This window comes from Pedobacter sp. GSP4 (genome assembly GCF_051857575.1).
Taxonomy (GTDB): Bacteria; Bacteroidota; Bacteroidia; order Sphingobacteriales; family Sphingobacteriaceae; genus Pedobacter.
Genome location: NZ_JBPZIR010000004.1, coordinates 1 through 16,489, shown reverse-complemented (window position 1 = coordinate 16,489; position 16,489 = coordinate 1). Strand labels below are relative to the sequence as shown.

Below are 16,489 nucleotides of genomic sequence, written 5' to 3'. Positions count from 1 at the left end.
TTGGTTACTTTTTCTTGTTTAATTCTTTTACCCTGATGTTTCTGAACTGCACCGGCGATCCATGACCAAGGAAACCGATGTGGCCACTGTCGCGTAATAATCCTGGGTGTGGTTTATGGTCGGCGGCACCGTTTTTCCTTGCATCGGTAATATCGCCATCCAGAATTACAGTTCCGTTTAAAATTACTTTTATTTTCGGACCATTTACTACAACTTCTTCATAATTCCAGTCGCCAACAGGCTTTAAAAAACCTCTTTTAGCTGGGATGGTACCGTAAACAGAACCGTGGTACTGATACACATGCAGATCTTTGTAAATGGGTGCCTCGTTATCCAAAATCTGAAGTTCCATACCTTCGTAGGCCGCATCACCCTCAAAAGGTGCCCTGATACCCAATCCATTATTGGCCCCAGGCGTTAACTGAAACTCAAAACGGAATATAAAATCGCTGAATTCATCTTTGGTAAATAAATTACCTCCAGAACCTTTACCCGGTTTAGGCCTAATGGCTATATTTCCATCCTCAATTACATAATCGGTTGTATTACCGGTCCAGCTGTGCATATTTGTACCATCAAACAGCACTTTGTAGCCTTCTTTTTTCTCCTGTGCACTTAATTCAAAAGGTTTTGGTCTTGGTATTTCCCTGATGTAGATATCGCGGTAAGCCACCGGCGATCCATGTGCCTGTAATTCGATCTGCTCTTCGGCAAAAATCGGCAGGTTTTTATCCCAGTAATTTTCAAGTATCACATTATCGGTAACCAACTGTCCGTTTAAATATACCGTTACCCTATCTCCGTGCATCAAAATCCTAAAGGTATTCCATTCATCCAGTTTATTATCGGCTACTACCAGTGGTTTGCTCGGATTTACTTTGTTGTTATATAAACCGCCAGATCCAACCTGTGCGCCAACATTTACACGTGCATTATCCCAAATCTGTACCTGTGGTGTACCGCGCAGATAAATACCGGCATCGCCCTCTCCTTTTTTATCATCGATGATTTTCCAGTCTACCAGCATTTCAAAATCTCCGTACTTTTTCACGGTAGCCAGATTATTGCCATGGCTCTGAAACTGAAGCTCGCCATTTACGACTTTCCAGCTTTCTTTCATTTCGGCATCAGCCTTTTCCTGTGCAGCGGCAAGTGTGGCGGCATCCATTTTTGCCCTTTTAATCGGATCGGCAACCAGGCCTTTCCATCCGGTTAAATCAGTTCCATTAAAAGCCTCTACAAAACCTTCGCCTTCTTTCATCTCGGCCAAGTATTTGCGCAGGCCTTCTTTCTGATATTCGCTATCTGCACCTTTAATTACCTGGATGGTTTTATTCAGCAGGTTCTTAACAATTGTTCCATTGTATTTACCTGCCATGGCAATGTTCATTACCGCAGTGGCTGCTGCCTGTTGCAATTCGGCCTGATCGAGGTACCGGCCTACAAAAACCAGGGTATTGAAGGTTTTAGCCTGCTCGGCCGATTTTAAGATCTGTTGTTTTTGTGAAGTAGTTTTGGCTACATCCATGGCGTTGCGGAGCATTAACAGTTTTTGCTCGGCTGTATTTTCGCTGGTATTGATCAACCTTAAATAACCTGCTAACGCCTGGTTTAAATAATCTGCATTAGTGGTTTGTCTGGCAATTTTGATCAGCTCATCTGCCGATCCACTATCTACCCATGAAGATAGGGCCTGTAAAGCAGCTTTTTTATCTGAATCGTTACCATTGTTATAAGCTACAGAAACTGCTTCGAGTGCTTTTTTACCACCCAAACTGGCCAATATTTTATAGTATAATGGCTTTTTCTCAGGTGTTGCTGAAGCCATTTGCTTTAAAATTAGGGCTACCTGCTCTTCTTTTCCGCCTTTAATGGCGGCAATAATGGCGTTTTGTACACTTATTAATTCGGATGGATCGGTTGTTTCATTCATTAACGTAAACAGCTGTGGTAAATCCTGATTGTTAACAGTTGAAGACAACGCTTTAAAAGCGGCATTTTTAACTTCTGGATCTTTATTTTTAAGCGAAGCATAAATGGTAGCCAATTGCGCATGCGCCGCACGCGAGGCCAGCACATTAATTAAAGCAACCTGAACTGCCGGTTTAGCCTTAGGAATAAAAGCAGCTACCTTGGCTGTTAATCCATCTCCCTTTATCCTCAATATGGTATTGCTGTACGCAGATAACTCGGTGCTATCAGCTTTTGCCATCGATTTAAGCAGTACATCTAAAGCTGCTTCCTGTCCAATATTACCAGCAGCAGCTATTGCCGCCAGTTTAACATTTTCATCTTTGCTGCTTATTAATTTGGTAACTGCAGGCAAGGCCGATTGAACTTTTGCCTGGGACAGCATCTGGATAATGGCCACCTGGGTTTCGGCATCAGTTTTGGCTAATTTCTTGATCCATGCATCAGCAGTTCCCTTACCCGCAAGCAAATTGGCTGTTGCAAACTTTAACGCAGCAGCACGGTATTCAAAATTGGCATCGTTTAAAGCCTCCAATAAATAATCTGGTTCTGCAGCTGCCACAATTTTTAATGCAGCGGTACGGGTGTGTACCAGATCGTCGCCTTTGGCTTTTTCCAATATTTCTTTAGCAATAGTGGTAGCCAGTGCTTTATCTGTTAAGTGATTTGCGTATACTACATAATCAGCAACCGCATTGGTTGCTTCTGCCTTAAACGAAACCGCATTGGCACTGTTGGCCAATATTTCTTTCGAAGCCGGATCGGCAATGTTGGCCAAGGCAAACAGGCTTACCTTAGCTAAATCGCCATTCGGTTTACCTACAAGTATATTTTTGATGGCCTCGGCTGCTTTTGCCGATTGGGTATGCCCCAAAGCATCAATAATAGATAACTGTGCTTTGGCACTGGCCGAAGGAAGTGCATTTAACAAAGCAGCTTTTGAACTGCTGGTATTTATTTTTACCAAAGCCCTCGAAGCTGGATCGGCCAATACTTCGTCTTTTAAATAAGGGGCAATACAAGCCACAGATTCATCATTGCCAACCAGCTCAAACTGGCTGATGATAAAAGCTTTATTTGTATTATCGTTTAATTGTGCAAGCGCTTTGCAATAGGCTGTAGCACTCATTTTTCGGAAGTTTTCTTGCCCCGCCTGACTTACATATGCCGAAAAACCGCTTACGGCATACTCAATTACGGCGTTACCCTTACTGTTTGGAGCCAGTCCGGTAATTAGTTTTACATAACCATCTTCTCCCAGTTCGGTAATTTCCTGCATGTTTCTTTTCAGTTGCTTGGCATCTTTTGCAGGCAGCTGGGCCAATAAATCAGCAATGCGGGTGGTGGCGGTACGCTGATCGGTTTTATCTTGTGCAGTTACAGCATTTTGCAAGAGTACAATAGCCAACAGCACAAATATTAATCTCTTTATCATTGTTGTAAATTAAAATCGTTTGTAAAATTTAGTTTAGCTGAACTACATAGTAAATGGTGCACGCATTACCGGATTGATCAGCTTATTGGCTGCTTCATCATCAATAAATTCCTGTTTAACGGGGTCGAACTTTAAAGAACGGCCCAGCCTTAGGGCAGCTAAGCCAATATTTACAATATTACAAGAGCGGTGTCCGTTTTCTTCGTTCAGGGCAAACTGCTGTCGGGTTTTTACCGAGGTTACAAAATCTGTCATTTGCGGCGCAGGATCAGGAAAGGCAGCGAGCTTACGTTCTAAATCGGGAATATCAGATTTAAAGCCCGGATAAAGTTTGCCTTTGGGTCCTTCTATATAAGGTACATTGGCATCTTTACCCTCTCCATCCAAAATAATCTGGCAGCCATCTGCATAGGTGTAGGTAATTCTTCTCCAGGTACCTACGGCATCACTGTGCTGCTGTGGGGCGTCTACTTCAACAGAAATTGGATTGGTATCATCCTTACCTAAAAAATATTGGATGGGATCGATATAGTGCTGGCCCATATCGCTCAAGCCGCCGCCATCGTAATCCCAATAACCCCGAAAAGTACCATGTACCCGGTGTGTGCTGTAAGGTTTAAACGGTGCGGGGCCTAACCACGAATTGTAATCAAGCTCTGCCGGAACAGGTTCAACAGGCAGATTTTCTTTACCCACCCAATAAAATTTCCAGTCGTAACCAGTATGCTTGCTAACGGTAACTTTTAAAGGCCATCCCAATAAACCACTATCTACCAGTTTTTTTATGGGCTTAACAGTGGTTCCCATCCCGTAAAAAGTATCTTTAAACCTAAACCAGGTATTTAAACGGAACATACGGCCATGCTGCTGCACCGCTTCCATAACCCTTTTGCCCTCTCCAATGGTGTGGGTCATTGGTTTTTCGCACCAGATATCTTTGCCGGCATTTGCGGCATCAACAGCCATGGTGCCATGCCAGTGCGGGGGTGTTGCAATGTGTACAATGTCTACTTCAGGTAATTTCAGTAATTCGCGGTAATCGGTAAAGGTTTTTACCCCCTTATCCAGCATGGGCAACGATTGGGCAATATGCCTGCTATCCACATCACAAATGGCCACCACCTGGGTACCATCATAAACAAAATGATTACGCCCCATGCCGCCAACGCCGATTACAGCTTTGGTTAATTTATCGCTCGGGGCAATAAAGCCCTCTCCACCCAGTACATACCTGGGCACTATGGTAAATGCAGCAAGCCCTACTGCCGTTTTTTTAATAAAGTCTCTTCTGGGATTTGATTGTTTTTGTGGTTCTTCTTTAGTTTTCATTTGCTGTTGATGTATAGAAAATAAACTGACAATGATAGTGGTTAGCTTAACCGTTTTAGTTTAATTAATAGCAGGCATGATTAAAATAGGATAATTTGGTTAGTTAATGTTAGGAAGAAATAATTGAAAAGACAAAACATCACTAATTTCTTTACGCATTAAAAAAACTTTACTAAATTTTTAACATAAGTTATCTATATTTAGCGAAATAGCGTAATTAAATCCATGAATCTTCATCTATTAAATAACATATTAAAACCGGCAGCCGGAAAACAGCTGACACAAAAATATCAGCTTATTAAACACCTTTTTAACATGGGACCATCATCGGTATCTACCCTTTGCGATACCATGAACATGAGCGCTCCCAGTATTTTGAAACTGATAAGCAGCTTAATGGATGAGAACTGGCTGGAGAAAAAGGGCTTCGGTGTGTCTATGGGCGGAAGAAAACCAGATCTGTATGGTTTAAAGGATAAAAAAACACTCATTATCTGCATCGATATAGAATTGTTCAACACCAAAATAGCCATTATTGATAACAATTATAATTTTGTATTTGAAGTCAAAAACATTCCGCTTCCCATCTCTAAAAGCCGGGCAGATTTCTTTAAGATTTTAAATACGCATATCCAGGATATCCTGACTGCACAAAACATTACAACCGACCAGTTAATTGGCTGCAGTGTGGGCATGCCGGGCCTTATTGATGCCGAAAAAGGAGAAAACTACAGTTATTTTCTAAGTGATGTGGAAAACATTTCGTTAACGGCTGCATTTGAAAACATGCTAAAACTGCCTGTTGTAATTCAAAATGATGTAAATGGATCATCAATGGCAGAATTTACGCACGGAATGGCTAAAGGCAAAAAAAATGCGCTCATTTTACTTATGGACTGGGGCGTTGGGCTCGGCATTATAATGGATGGAAAATTAAGACAGGGAACATGTGGTTTTTCGGGAGAACTTGGGCACATCCCCTTTGTTGAAAACGGTGCCCTGTGTTATTGTGGCAAACATGGTTGCCTCGAAACCATCGCCTCAGGTAACGCTTTATCAGAAATGGCCAAAGAAGGGATTTTATCCGGCAAAAATTCGATGCTGAATAAGCTGAGCAGGGAAGAGCTGGAAAGGATTGAACCTGCGGTAATTATCAGGGCAGCAAATAAAGGCGATCAATATGCCATACAGCTGTTATCCAATATCGGTACTTATATGGGCAAAGGAATCGCTGTACTCATCCAGTTATTTAATCCCGAACTGATTATTTTGAGCGGAAAAATAGCTGAGGCCAAGCAATATATTACCTTACCCATGCAACAGGCCATCAATACTTATTGCATGACCCAGATTAGGGAAAAAACCGCCATTGTATCTTCCGAACTTGGTGAAAATTCGAGATTGCTAGGCTATGCTACTACCGGAATTGATCATTTCCTGCAGGCCTATATCAACAAAGCCAAAAAAATAAAAAATAATTTGTATCTATAATTCTATTTAGAAAAACCTTATAGCTATATTATACGTAAATAGATGCAAACCAAACAGGCAGATTTTTAAAACAGCAGGGTAAGCCATTGCCAATAGGCAGGCAAAAACACTGATTACCATGCAATAAACTGCACTTGGTCGTATTTTTCTTATGATTAACTAAAAAATACAACTATGCTTCATCCTAAATCATCTTCGTTTGTAGCTCCTTTAATCCGCTTCTTTGAGCAATATCATACTGTTTCCGATCAGCTGATTGCCGAATATGAAAAGCATTGCACTTTAATCAGGGTGAAGAAAAACAAACATATCGTTTCGCCGATTGATAGTAACGCAGCCTTATACTTTGTAAACAGCGGAATAGTTCGGGGATTTATTAAAGATGGAACTAAAGATATCACCACCTGGTTCAGTTTCGGGAACAATATTGTTGGCGCCATCCGCCATCCCGATCACCGTGCTTTTCATTCAGTAGAATACCTACAGGCATTAGAAGATTGCGAACTGATCCGGATTCCTTACACTTTAATCGATTTTGTATATGCCAATTATGAAGAAGCCAATATTATTGGCAGAAAACTATTGGCACTGCATTATTACGCTGCATCAGAACGGTCGATACTGGCGAGGATACCCAATGCGCTGCGGCGTTACCGACGCCTTGAAGAAAGCAAAAAAATAGATCTGAATAAAATACCGCTGCGTTATCTTGCAAGTTATTTGGGCATGCGCTTAGAAACATTGAGCCGCATCAGGAGTAAAGAACTGCACAAAGATACGCATGAAGAAATGGTTCTTTCGGCAGAAAAATAGTATTCCTCTAATAAAAATTTAAACAGTCTTGAAAATTAATCCAAGACTGTTCAAAGCTAAAATATTATTGAGCGAAGTAATTTCTAAGTTCGCCGCTGTTTTCACTGTAGTTCCAACGGATCTGATCAGCTTTGCCATCGCCATTAATATCGGCATAATAAAAATTGGTATCTGTGCTCTGCGATGTTCCGCGCAAAGAATATACCGGGCCATCGAAGGTATTGGCAGTGGTGGCGTAATAAGCCTTAATCTTACCTAAGTAATTATTAGGGTTCCAATATATCTTATCGGCCCTGCCATCACCGTTAATATCGGCAAAGTAGAAAACCGTTGTGGTAGAAACACTGGTTGCACCCGAATTACTGAAAGCAGTTGAAGCCGTAAATGTTCCATCGCCATCTGACAGGTATACCATGGTTTTACCATTGTTTAAACTTGGATGCCATAAAATTTTATCTGCTTTTCCATCGCCATTTACATCGGCATAATAAAAGGTTGTGCCTGCAGTTGTACTTGCTCCTTCTGCGCCAGATACTACACTTGCACTAAAATTACCGTTAGTTGTAGCCAAATAAACCCTCGTGTGCCCAGAATCGTAACTACCGTTCCAGTAAATTTTATCCGCTTTCCCGTCGCCGTTTACATCAGCAAAATTGTATACAGTTGTTGTTCCAGCACTTGTTCCTTCCGGATTATCTACTGCAGTAGCGCTAAAGTTCCCGTTGGTAGTAGCCAGATAAACCAAAGTATGGCCCGAATTGGTGGTTGGGTCCCAAACAATTTCATCATCTTTTCCATCGCCGTTAACATCGGCATAATGATAGCGTGTTGTAGCCAAAGCCGATGCACCTGCGGTATGCTTTACTGCCGGCGAAATAAAAGTGCCGTTGCCGTTTGAAAGGTATACCTGTGGTTTACCTCCGTCATAGCTATACCGCTGATAAATTTTATCTTTTTTACCGTCGCCGTTTACATCTGCAAAATAATAGCTGGTGCTCGCGCTGGCACTTAGCCCGTTCGAATCGGTATGTGGGCCGCCAAATATTGCAGGAACATAATCAGCCATTACCGGCCAATGGTCTGATGGCCAATATCCGCCGTAACTTGTAGTGATTACCTTTGAGCTGGTATAGGCCATCGCCCTATCGCTCATCATCCAGTCTAATTTTTTAGTCCCTGTTGCTGTCCAACCATGAAAGGTTAAATCGCCTTCACTATCACCTAGTGCATCTACCACATCCAAACCATCTTTCAAAATACCGATTTCTGTAGTACCTGGAACTGCGTTGAAATCGCCAAAAACAATTTCAGGAAGATTTTGGGTATTTTTCTGCTGCACGGCACTTACCAAAGCATTCGCATTCTGGATCCTAACCGTTTGCGAATCGAACTGCCAGTGACTGTTGCACACAAAATATTTTTTAGCCGTTACCTTATCCAACAATACCACCCAAGTACCGGTATTGGTTGGGCCGATACTTGCCGTACCACTTTCTTGTAGGGTGAAACGGCTGTTTTTGAAGAAAATGGCTTTTGGTGTGCCGGTTATTGAAGTATCGTAGTACTCCCCATAACCCAAAGTTGTCATTTGCCCCCGAAACCAGGTTTCGAAACTATTATCAGAAAATTCCTGCAAACCGAAAACATCAGGGTTATTATCAACAATAATCTGACGGATGTTTCCCTGTCTTTCGGTAATGGTCTGTGGGTCTCCAGCATCATTGTGCCTCACATTGAAAGATAATACCCTGATTTCTGTCTGTCCACCTACCAATTGGGCATTGGCAACTGCCAGTTGATTGCGGTGTAAAGCTGTACTTTCGGTTAATGCTTCTACAGGCGCTTCCTTACAGCCCGAAAATGATGCAACAAGTGCGGCAAATAATAATGTGGTCCAGATACCTTTAACACCTTTGTTTTTTGTTGTTTGAGATGAACATGATTGATCATCAGGCATAAAAATGTTTTTTTTGTTTCTTTTCATTGGTTTAGCGTTTTTATTTTATTAGAACCGATACAGCGTTTAGCCAACAGTGCATCAAAATCTGAAAAGGACTATCCGCTGATGGTCGCAATTCCCTGATCTTAAACAAATTTGCAAAAAAGAACCTAACAGAAACAAAAGGAAATATTATGAAATAATTAAATTAACATTATTAAATGTTTTAAAACAGATTATAAACCCTCTTCAATAAAAAATGCGCCATCGAAAAGCATGGCGCACCTATATTTACTGAACCTATAAACCGTTAGGTTGGATTTAAAAATTGGTATTGATAATTAACTGGCTTCTGCTCGAATCGATAAAATCGAGGGGGATAATGCCGAATCTACCATGGGTGTTATTGGTAAAAAAAGTACTGATTTTTGGGTTGATAAAATTAGCCACGGTATTGATATTCGGAATACCGAAAATACCTGCTTTGTAACCACTGCCATAATTTAGATAAAGCCTGTTCGAGGTATCGTTCTTTGCTGCATTAAGCTGGGTTTCAACACTGGTCCATTTGTTATTTACGTCGTTAACATTGTAAAAATCCTGCACCTTTAAGTTGGCAGCTGCATTATTGATATCGAATGTTGTATTATCGGCCCATGCTGTTGCATCTATTCCTTTTGGCGATGCGGCAGAGAACCGTCTCAATAACCTGATTTTGCCCCTGATGCTGCCCAATGTTGGAATGTTATTGCCCAAATCCCATTTTGATGGATTTTGCTGCACATAGGTATCAAAAGTCTGTTCAAATGTACGGGTGTTATTAGAAGGAGTATGCTCTTCTTTAACACTCATAATAATGGTTTCTGTAGAATTGCTGTTCAAGAAATTAATACAGGCATTTAAAACATCTGTAAAATTAAGATTTTGATAAATAGCGCCGTGATGAATGGCAAAACCATTATCAATGTGCCTGCAGCGTACATCTAAATACCTTACACCAGCATTTAACTGATCGGCAATACTCAGGTTCTGGCATTTTGCTGTGCCCGAAATAGGTTCTTGTGTAGCGCCCGAATCGTGTGTACCAGGAATAGAAATGGCAGCAATACTGGTCTGATCTGCTATGTTACCCATCCAGTTGTTTAACGATGCACTTAAAAGCTGCGCGGTTGATAATGCAGCTTGCTTTGAACTGGAAAGGGAAACACTTTCTTTTAGCTGTTCTTCTTTCTTGCAGGCACCGAAGGTTAATACCAGTGCCACCAAAAGTGGTAATTTTAATTTTCTCATAGTTTTTAGGAAGATTTATGGTCTATTTGGTTCAGTACATTAAATATAGTAAAAGGTTTTACTAAATCGATTATCTAAATTACGTGAAGCACTAATTAAACAGTCAGGGATATTAAGGACAATTGGTAAATCGGGCGTAAAATAGGCCATAATTTATTACATCATGGCCTAAACTAATCAACTAACTAAACCTTATAAATACTAACCAAATATTTATGGTTCAAAAATAAGCCAGCCTTATTAATTGCAAATTAAATCGGTGTTAAATGGGAAACAGGGAAGTGGGTTTGGAGTGATGGAGGAAATGAAGAACGTTAGCCATAAAAAAAGCACATGCCAAATCCATGGCATGTGCTCAATAAAAGCGTCTATCATCCCGGATTGAGCTTTTTGTTGATCCTATTTTTAACCCCAGCATATGAGTACAAGAGGTTAAAGCCTTTTACAGAAAACCTGTCTATCATGTCTAAAAATAAATCAAGTACAAGAGCCAGAGATGGCTCCTGCATTGATTGCGTTAATCATCCCAAAAAAACGCTTAGATAGCCCGCCTATCTAATGGTACAATTATACTTACAAAATAGATTCTATCATTAATTTGAGGTTGTTCAGTATTTGCCAAAAATAATGGACAAGCTAAAGCGCTTTATAACAGATACATAGAAAATTGAAATCCACAACAAGAATAGTTACTTTGGTAACTGTTAAAATAGTTATATTGCACAGCCAAAAAACAAATGACTCTTTCTAAAAACGTAAAGCTTCAAAAACTAGCCGCATTTCTTTTAAAAAAGCAGTGCATCATTGCCATTTATGTGCTATTGGCAGTTATTGCTGGTTACAAGCAGTACCATCACCATTCCTACAATAACTACCTCATCTTTAAATATGTGTACTGGCATACAGTTGATCTGCAAAACCTGTATCTCAACTATCCAGAATACCAAGATAGCAATCATTATGGTCCTGTTTTTTCGATATTGATTGCACCTTTTGCATTATTGCCAGATGGTTTTGCCTGCATACTCTGGAATATTGCCAATATTTCGGTTCTGTTGTGGGGAATTTACAGTTTGCCACTAAGCTGGAATAAAAGGGCCATCATTGCTTGGATATGTGCACACGAAACATTAACTGCCCTATTTAGCTTTCAGTTTAATATTGCCCTAACGGGGATTATTCTGCTCAGTTTTTCGTACCTAGTAAAAAAGAAAGAAATACAATCTGCTTTTTTTATTGCTCTGGGTACTTTGGTTAAGCTATACGGAATTGTCGGCTTGGCATTTTTCTTCTTCTCCAAAAACAAGTTAAAATTTATCTTATCTGGCATAATTGCCTTTGTCTTGCTGCTTGTATTACCAATGGCCATCTCTTCACCGGCCTATATCATACAGTCGTATGGAGATTGGTACAGTTCTCTTGCGCATAAAAATGCGATAAATGCTTCGTTAACCTCATTTCAGGATATTTCTATAATGGGAATGGCCAGAAGAATAAGCGGCGACGTAACGATTCCCAATACCCCCTTTTTACTTGCCGGCTTACTATTGTTTGGCCTGCCCTATTTACGCGTTAATCAATTTAAATATGTGGGTTTTAGGCTCATGTTATTGGCGTCCACCTTAATTTTTACTGTAATATTTAGCAGTGGTTCAGAATCGCCAACTTATGTTATCGCTTTTACAGGGGTAGCCATTTGGTTCACCACTCAGCAAAAGCCCAAAAAAGGTTGGATAATTGCACTATTTGTATTTGCCTTTATCCTCACCAGCCTATCGCCAACCGATATTTTCCCTAAACCTGTTAAAGAATTTATTCGTCTATATTCGCTCAAAGCCTTACCTTGCATTATCATTTGGCTAACCATAATCTATCAAATGATGAAAGAGGATTTTGAATCTTATCTGATTGCTGATAATGAATAAATTAGTTTCTATAGTCATCCCTGCCTACAACGAAGCCGATAATATTTTTGTAATAGCCGAAAGCATTAAAAAGGTATTTTCCACGCTCAATTACGATTACGAAATTATCCTCGTTGATGATGGAAGTGCCGACCATACGTTAGAAAAAATAAAGGATTACGCTGCCACCGCCGAAAATATATTCTTTTTGGAGTTTTCCAGGAATTTTGGCCATCAACTGGCAGTTAAGGCCGGCATGGACCATGCCTTTGGCGACTGCGTAATTTCTATGGATTGCGATATGCAGCACCCACCTGAGCTGATCCCGGATATGCTTCAGAAATGGCAGGAAGGTTTTGAAGTGGTTTATACCATCCGCGAAGAGGATAAAAGTTTATCGAAGGGCAAAAGAAGCTCTTCCAATCTGTTCTATAAAACCTTAAATTGGTTATCCGATATCGATCTTGAGCCTGGTGCAGCAGATTTTCGACTTCTCGATCAAAAAGTGGTAAATGTATTCCGCAATTTCCACGAAAACGAGCCTTTTCTTAGGGGCTTGGTAAAATGGTTGGGCTTTAAACAATTTGCAATCCGGTACAACCCCGCGGCGCGTTTTTCGGGCAAAAGTAAGTATACGTTAAAAAAAATGCTTCGCCTGGCCTTGCACGGCGTAACCTCTTTTAGCATAAAACCATTATATTCTGCAGTTTACCTTGGTTTCATTCTTTCGTTCGCATCAGTACTTTACGTTCCTTATATCATTTATGCCTTTGTAAACCATGTTGAAGTTTCGGGCTGGGCCTCAGTAATTATGACCATCGTTTTTTTCGGTGGCTTACAGCTTATTATTTTGGGCATTATAGGTATTTATGTAGGTAAAATGTTTATGCAGTCTAAAAACCGTCCAAATTATATTATCCGTTCAACTAATATCCAACATAAATAAATGGTTCTTTTAAGTTTTGATATTGAAGAGTTTGATATGCCCTTTGAGTATGGAAAAACGATTTCTTTTGAAGATCAGATTTCCATTTCAAGGGCAGGTACAATTGCGATATTGGATATTTTAGATAAATACGAAGTGAAGGCAACTTTTTTCTGTACTGTTACCTTTGCAGAAAACATTCCTGATCTGATTAAAAGAATTACAGATACTGGCCACGAGCTGGCTTCGCACGGTTATTACCATTCCGATTTTAAACCAGAGCACTTGCTTCAATCGAAACAAAAACTGGAAGAACTATCGGGCAAGGAAATTATAGGTTACCGCATGGCGAGGATGATGCCGGTTGACGAAAAGGAAATTGAAAAGGCTGGTTATACTTACAATTCGTCCATCAACCCAACTTACCTACCTAGCAGGTACAATAATTTTGGCATTTCGAGGACATATTTTATAAAAGATAATGTGCTGCAGTTACCAGCCTCAGTAAGTCCATTATTTAGGTTTCCATTATTCTGGTTATCTTTTCATAACCTGCCCTTGGCTATGTATAAAACACTTGCCAACTGGACCTATAAAAAAGATAATTACCTAAATATCTATTTTCATCCCTGGGAGTTTACCGATCTGGATGATTTTGAGCGCTTTGGTTTCCCTGGTTATGTAAGAAAAAATACAGGTGCAAAAATGATCCAGCGAATGGAAAACCTTATCGTATGGCTAAAAGCAAAAAAAAAATATCCATTCGGAACCATACAGCAGTTCATCTCTACAATACCCAAAAAATAAGGCGTTGTGCTAATCTACTTGTATGTTTCTGCCAATTTTAAGGCATTATAGGCATTAACAATTCCTCCGCTTACGCATATCTCGCTAAAAGGAACACGGACGTTTTCGCCTCTATCGTTTTTATACTTTATTTTGTGTGCCACTTTCGAAACGGATTTCATAATGATTTCCCTTACCTGAGCAGGTTTCAATTCAGGATAGTAACTTAAAATAAGGCCAGCTAAACCAGCTACTACCGGTGAGGCCATACTTGTTCCGTCTGCTTCATCATATTTATTATCAGGCACGGTTGATTTGATTAAAAACCCCGGGGCAAAAACATCTACATTATATTTGCCATAATTCGAAAAATCGGCCTTAAGGTTATCATCATCCTTGTATGCACTTGCACCAACTTCTATCCAATTACTGGCATGCGGAAGATTAAATTTGGCCGAATCAATTGGTATTGGTTTAACCATTGGCACTCTGTCGTATCCAGGGCGCATGCCCATTCCATTGTTCTGGGACATTGGCTTTGGAGGCGTAAAATCAGCCTTAAGCGGCTTTTTATGCGCATCTTTGTAAGCTTCAGACTCTTTACCATCGAAAAACTTATTGGGATAGTTCTCCTCTACATCGTTATTCTGGTTATCGTTACCAGCGGCATGTACAAGTAATACACCTTTACTTTCGGCATATTTTACTGCCTCATCTACCGCTTTCTTATCCCACTTGTAACTTTTACCAAAGCTCATGTTTATAACCCTCGCCCCATTATCAACTGCGTAGCGGATTCCGTTGGCCACATCTTTATCCCTTTCATCACCCGTAGGTACTACTCTAATCGCCATAATACTTACCCCATTAGCCACCCCCATAATTCCTAAAGTGTTACTGCGGTCGGCACCGATAATGCCCGAAACATGCGTACCGTGGAAAGCATCTGGCCCCTTAACATCATTGTTTCCATAATCTCTTTGATTAGCGTTGCTGTAATCGTCGCCAACAAGTTCTGCACGCATGTCATATTTCGGATTAAGGTTATATTTAAGCATGGCATCATATTGTTTATAGCCATCCTTTATGTTTTTGTAAAATTTTTCAAAGCCACCATCCTCTTTCGCCCCTTTTCTGATAATCGTTTTAACCTGTTCTTCTGTTTCATCATCAGCCCTGTATCTATCAATGTCTTCTAAAGTCGGGATTTCCTTTTTATTGATTTTCGCTACAGAATCTAAAACCTTGTTAATTGCAATAAGCACAGAAAAGGTATTGCTGGCATCTTCATATTTCTTGCCAAAATCGCTAACCATTTTTTTATAAAGCCTGAATTCCTCTTTTTGAGTGCTGTCCAAAGGGGTTAAATTGGTTGTAGATTGGTATTTAGGTGTATATATCCTTAACAACCTAACCAATTCCAGATTATCAAATTCCAGATTTCCCTTTTTTGAACCGATAAAATTCCAACCATGAATATCATCCACATATCCATTGCCATCATCATCTATTCCATTTCCGGGGATCTCCTTTTTATTGGTCCACAAAACTCCCTTCAAATCAGGATGATTAATATCTACACCACCATCAATCACGGCAACAATGATATTTTGTTTTGGCTTTTTATCTTTCAATAACTCGCGGTAAGCCTTTTCAGTGCTGATACCGAAATATCCATTTTCCAATAAGTCGAGGTTAAACCAATTTGCAGGAAGCTGTACATTCTTATTTTGCGCAAAAACAGCAAAGTTAATACACGATAGAAAAGCAATAAAAACGAGTTTCTTTAGGTTCAGATTCATCATAGCATTATGTACGTAATACTACAATAATACGGTTTTATTGCCTTGAGAATGAAAGATTTTACATTTTTTAACAAGCAGGATATAAGCGTATAAAAGCATAAAAATCAGTACAATTAGATCTTCATTTGAGCTACAGGCCAAAATCATCATTGCGGGTTTATGATTTCTCTTTTTTGAAGCGCAAAACCTGTGCCCATGGTAAAGGTCCTGTCCTGCTGTGCGTTTCAATCCTTTTGGAGATTTTCGGTGTAAACGGGTTATTGCCAACCAAAAGGGATTTCCACTACCATCAGCGCTATTTAACTTCTGATGGGGTGAATATTTACGGAACATTGTTCCCCGGTGATCAGCGTAATCTGAGGGAAAACAACGGTAAAAGCTATTCACTGCTCCCGTTGACCATTAAGGAATTAAGAACATTAAGAAAGCCTGCTGTATCAGCCTAACCTGTGGGGAAACCAATAAATATTATCGGATTGCTATTCTGACAATTAAAGGGATCAAGGACATTGAGGATCTTTCATCACCTGCGCTGTCAAAGCTGAAAACCAACTTAATCTTCTTAACTACTTAATGGTTTAAAAGCTTAAAGGAAAAGACCAGGGCCTAAAGCTGTTGTATTCCATTTTTTGCTTTAGTCTATGCTTTAGTCTTTAAGCTTTCCCCTCAAATGCCATAAAACAAGAAAACCCTCCAATATTTCTATTGAAGGGTTTCTCTTTAAGATCTGGCACCGACCTACTCTCCCACGTGTTACCGCAGTACCATCGGCTCTGGTGGGCTTAACTTCTCTGTTCGGAA

10 protein-coding genes and 1 rRNA gene are annotated in these 16,489 nt (G+C 40.1%); 5 read left to right on the top strand and 6 right to left on the bottom strand.

The window, feature by feature from the left end; translation table 11 throughout:
- Positions 1-4: 4 nt before the first annotated feature.
- Positions 5-3,406: a family 16 glycoside hydrolase gene (locus ACS5PU_RS10890; protein WP_439459316.1), complete on the bottom strand. Its 3,402-nt coding sequence runs from the start codon at positions 3,404-3,406 to the stop codon at positions 5-7.
- A 42-nt stretch (positions 3,407-3,448) separates the two neighbouring features.
- Entirely contained in the window at positions 3,449-4,735 is a 1,287-nt protein-coding gene (locus tag ACS5PU_RS10885; protein ID WP_439459315.1) for a Gfo/Idh/MocA family oxidoreductase, read from the bottom strand.
- Positions 4,736-4,960: 225 nt separating this feature from the next.
- On the opposite strand from ACS5PU_RS10885, the gene ACS5PU_RS10880 reads away from it, so the two are divergent.
- Both ACS5PU_RS10880 and ACS5PU_RS10875 read left to right on the top strand, forming a co-directional pair.
- The gene (locus ACS5PU_RS10880) at positions 4,961-6,226 is read left to right on the top strand and encodes an ROK family protein (protein ID WP_439459314.1); all 1,266 of its coding nucleotides are present in this window, start codon (positions 4,961-4,963) and stop codon (positions 6,224-6,226) included.
- 174 nt (positions 6,227-6,400) lie between these two features.
- Positions 6,401-7,039, top strand: coding sequence for a Crp/Fnr family transcriptional regulator (locus tag ACS5PU_RS10875; protein ID WP_439459313.1), 639 nt, complete (start codon positions 6,401-6,403; stop codon positions 7,037-7,039).
- A gap of 64 nt (positions 7,040-7,103) precedes the next feature.
- Here the strand turns inward: ACS5PU_RS10875 and ACS5PU_RS10870 are convergent, their stop codons facing one another.
- On the bottom strand, positions 7,104-9,023 hold the full coding sequence (locus ACS5PU_RS10870; protein ID WP_439459312.1) for an FG-GAP-like repeat-containing protein: 1,920 nt from the start codon (positions 9,021-9,023) through the stop codon (positions 7,104-7,106).
- 276 nt (positions 9,024-9,299) lie between these two features.
- On the bottom strand, positions 9,300-10,268 hold the full coding sequence (locus ACS5PU_RS10865; protein WP_439459311.1) for a phosphatidylinositol-specific phospholipase C: 969 nt from the start codon (positions 10,266-10,268) through the stop codon (positions 9,300-9,302).
- Between the two features lie 737 nt (positions 10,269-11,005).
- Here ACS5PU_RS10865 and ACS5PU_RS10860 point away from each other — a divergent pair.
- The 3 genes from ACS5PU_RS10860 to ACS5PU_RS10850 are packed head-to-tail and all read left to right on the top strand — an operon-like array spanning position 11,006 to position 13,904.
- Positions 11,006-12,193 carry a glycosyltransferase family 87 protein gene (locus tag ACS5PU_RS10860; protein ID WP_439459310.1) on the top strand — a complete coding sequence of 396 codons (1,188 nt, stop codon included), beginning with the start codon at positions 11,006-11,008 and terminating at the stop codon, positions 12,191-12,193.
- Positions 12,186-13,118 carry a glycosyltransferase family 2 protein gene (locus ACS5PU_RS10855; RefSeq protein ID WP_439459309.1) on the top strand — a complete coding sequence of 311 codons (933 nt, stop codon included), beginning with the start codon at positions 12,186-12,188 and terminating at the stop codon, positions 13,116-13,118. Before ACS5PU_RS10860 ends, ACS5PU_RS10855 begins: the two co-directional genes overlap by 8 nt.
- On the top strand, positions 13,119-13,904 hold the full coding sequence (locus ACS5PU_RS10850; protein ID WP_439459308.1) for a polysaccharide deacetylase family protein: 786 nt from the start codon (positions 13,119-13,121) through the stop codon (positions 13,902-13,904).
- 14 nt (positions 13,905-13,918) lie between these two features.
- Here the strand turns inward: ACS5PU_RS10850 and ACS5PU_RS10845 are convergent, their stop codons facing one another.
- Together ACS5PU_RS10845 and rrf are read right to left on the bottom strand one after the other, a co-directional pair.
- On the bottom strand, positions 13,919-15,685 hold the full coding sequence (locus ACS5PU_RS10845) for a S8 family peptidase (RefSeq protein WP_439459796.1): 1,767 nt from the start codon (positions 15,683-15,685) through the stop codon (positions 13,919-13,921).
- 728 nt (positions 15,686-16,413) lie between these two features.
- Positions 16,414-16,489: ribosomal RNA gene (rrf, locus tag ACS5PU_RS10840) — 5S ribosomal RNA — on the bottom strand; the annotation flags it as partial.

What these genes read in the sequence shown, in the direction of transcription:
- ACS5PU_RS10890 (WP_439459316.1), bottom strand. Translation starts at nt 3,406, where the DNA reads ATGATAAAGAGATTAATATTTGTGCTGTTGGCTATTGTACTCTTGCAA.
- ACS5PU_RS10885 (WP_439459315.1), bottom strand. Translation starts at nt 4,735, where the DNA reads ATGAAAACTAAAGAAGAACCACAAAAACAATCAAATCCCAGAAGAGAC.
- ACS5PU_RS10880 (WP_439459314.1), top strand. Translation starts at nt 4,961, where the DNA reads ATGAATCTTCATCTATTAAATAACATATTAAAACCGGCAGCCGGAAAA.
- ACS5PU_RS10875 (WP_439459313.1), top strand. Translation starts at nt 6,401, where the DNA reads ATGCTTCATCCTAAATCATCTTCGTTTGTAGCTCCTTTAATCCGCTTC.
- ACS5PU_RS10870 (WP_439459312.1), bottom strand. Translation starts at nt 9,023, where the DNA reads ATGAAAAGAAACAAAAAAAACATTTTTATGCCTGATGATCAATCATGT.
- ACS5PU_RS10865 (WP_439459311.1), bottom strand. Translation starts at nt 10,268, where the DNA reads ATGAGAAAATTAAAATTACCACTTTTGGTGGCACTGGTATTAACCTTC.
- ACS5PU_RS10860 (WP_439459310.1), top strand. Translation starts at nt 11,006, where the DNA reads ATGACTCTTTCTAAAAACGTAAAGCTTCAAAAACTAGCCGCATTTCTT.
- ACS5PU_RS10855 (WP_439459309.1), top strand. Translation starts at nt 12,186, where the DNA reads ATGAATAAATTAGTTTCTATAGTCATCCCTGCCTACAACGAAGCCGAT.
- ACS5PU_RS10850 (WP_439459308.1), top strand. Translation starts at nt 13,119, where the DNA reads ATGGTTCTTTTAAGTTTTGATATTGAAGAGTTTGATATGCCCTTTGAG.
- ACS5PU_RS10845 (WP_439459796.1), bottom strand. Translation starts at nt 15,685, where the DNA reads ATGAATCTGAACCTAAAGAAACTCGTTTTTATTGCTTTTCTATCGTGT.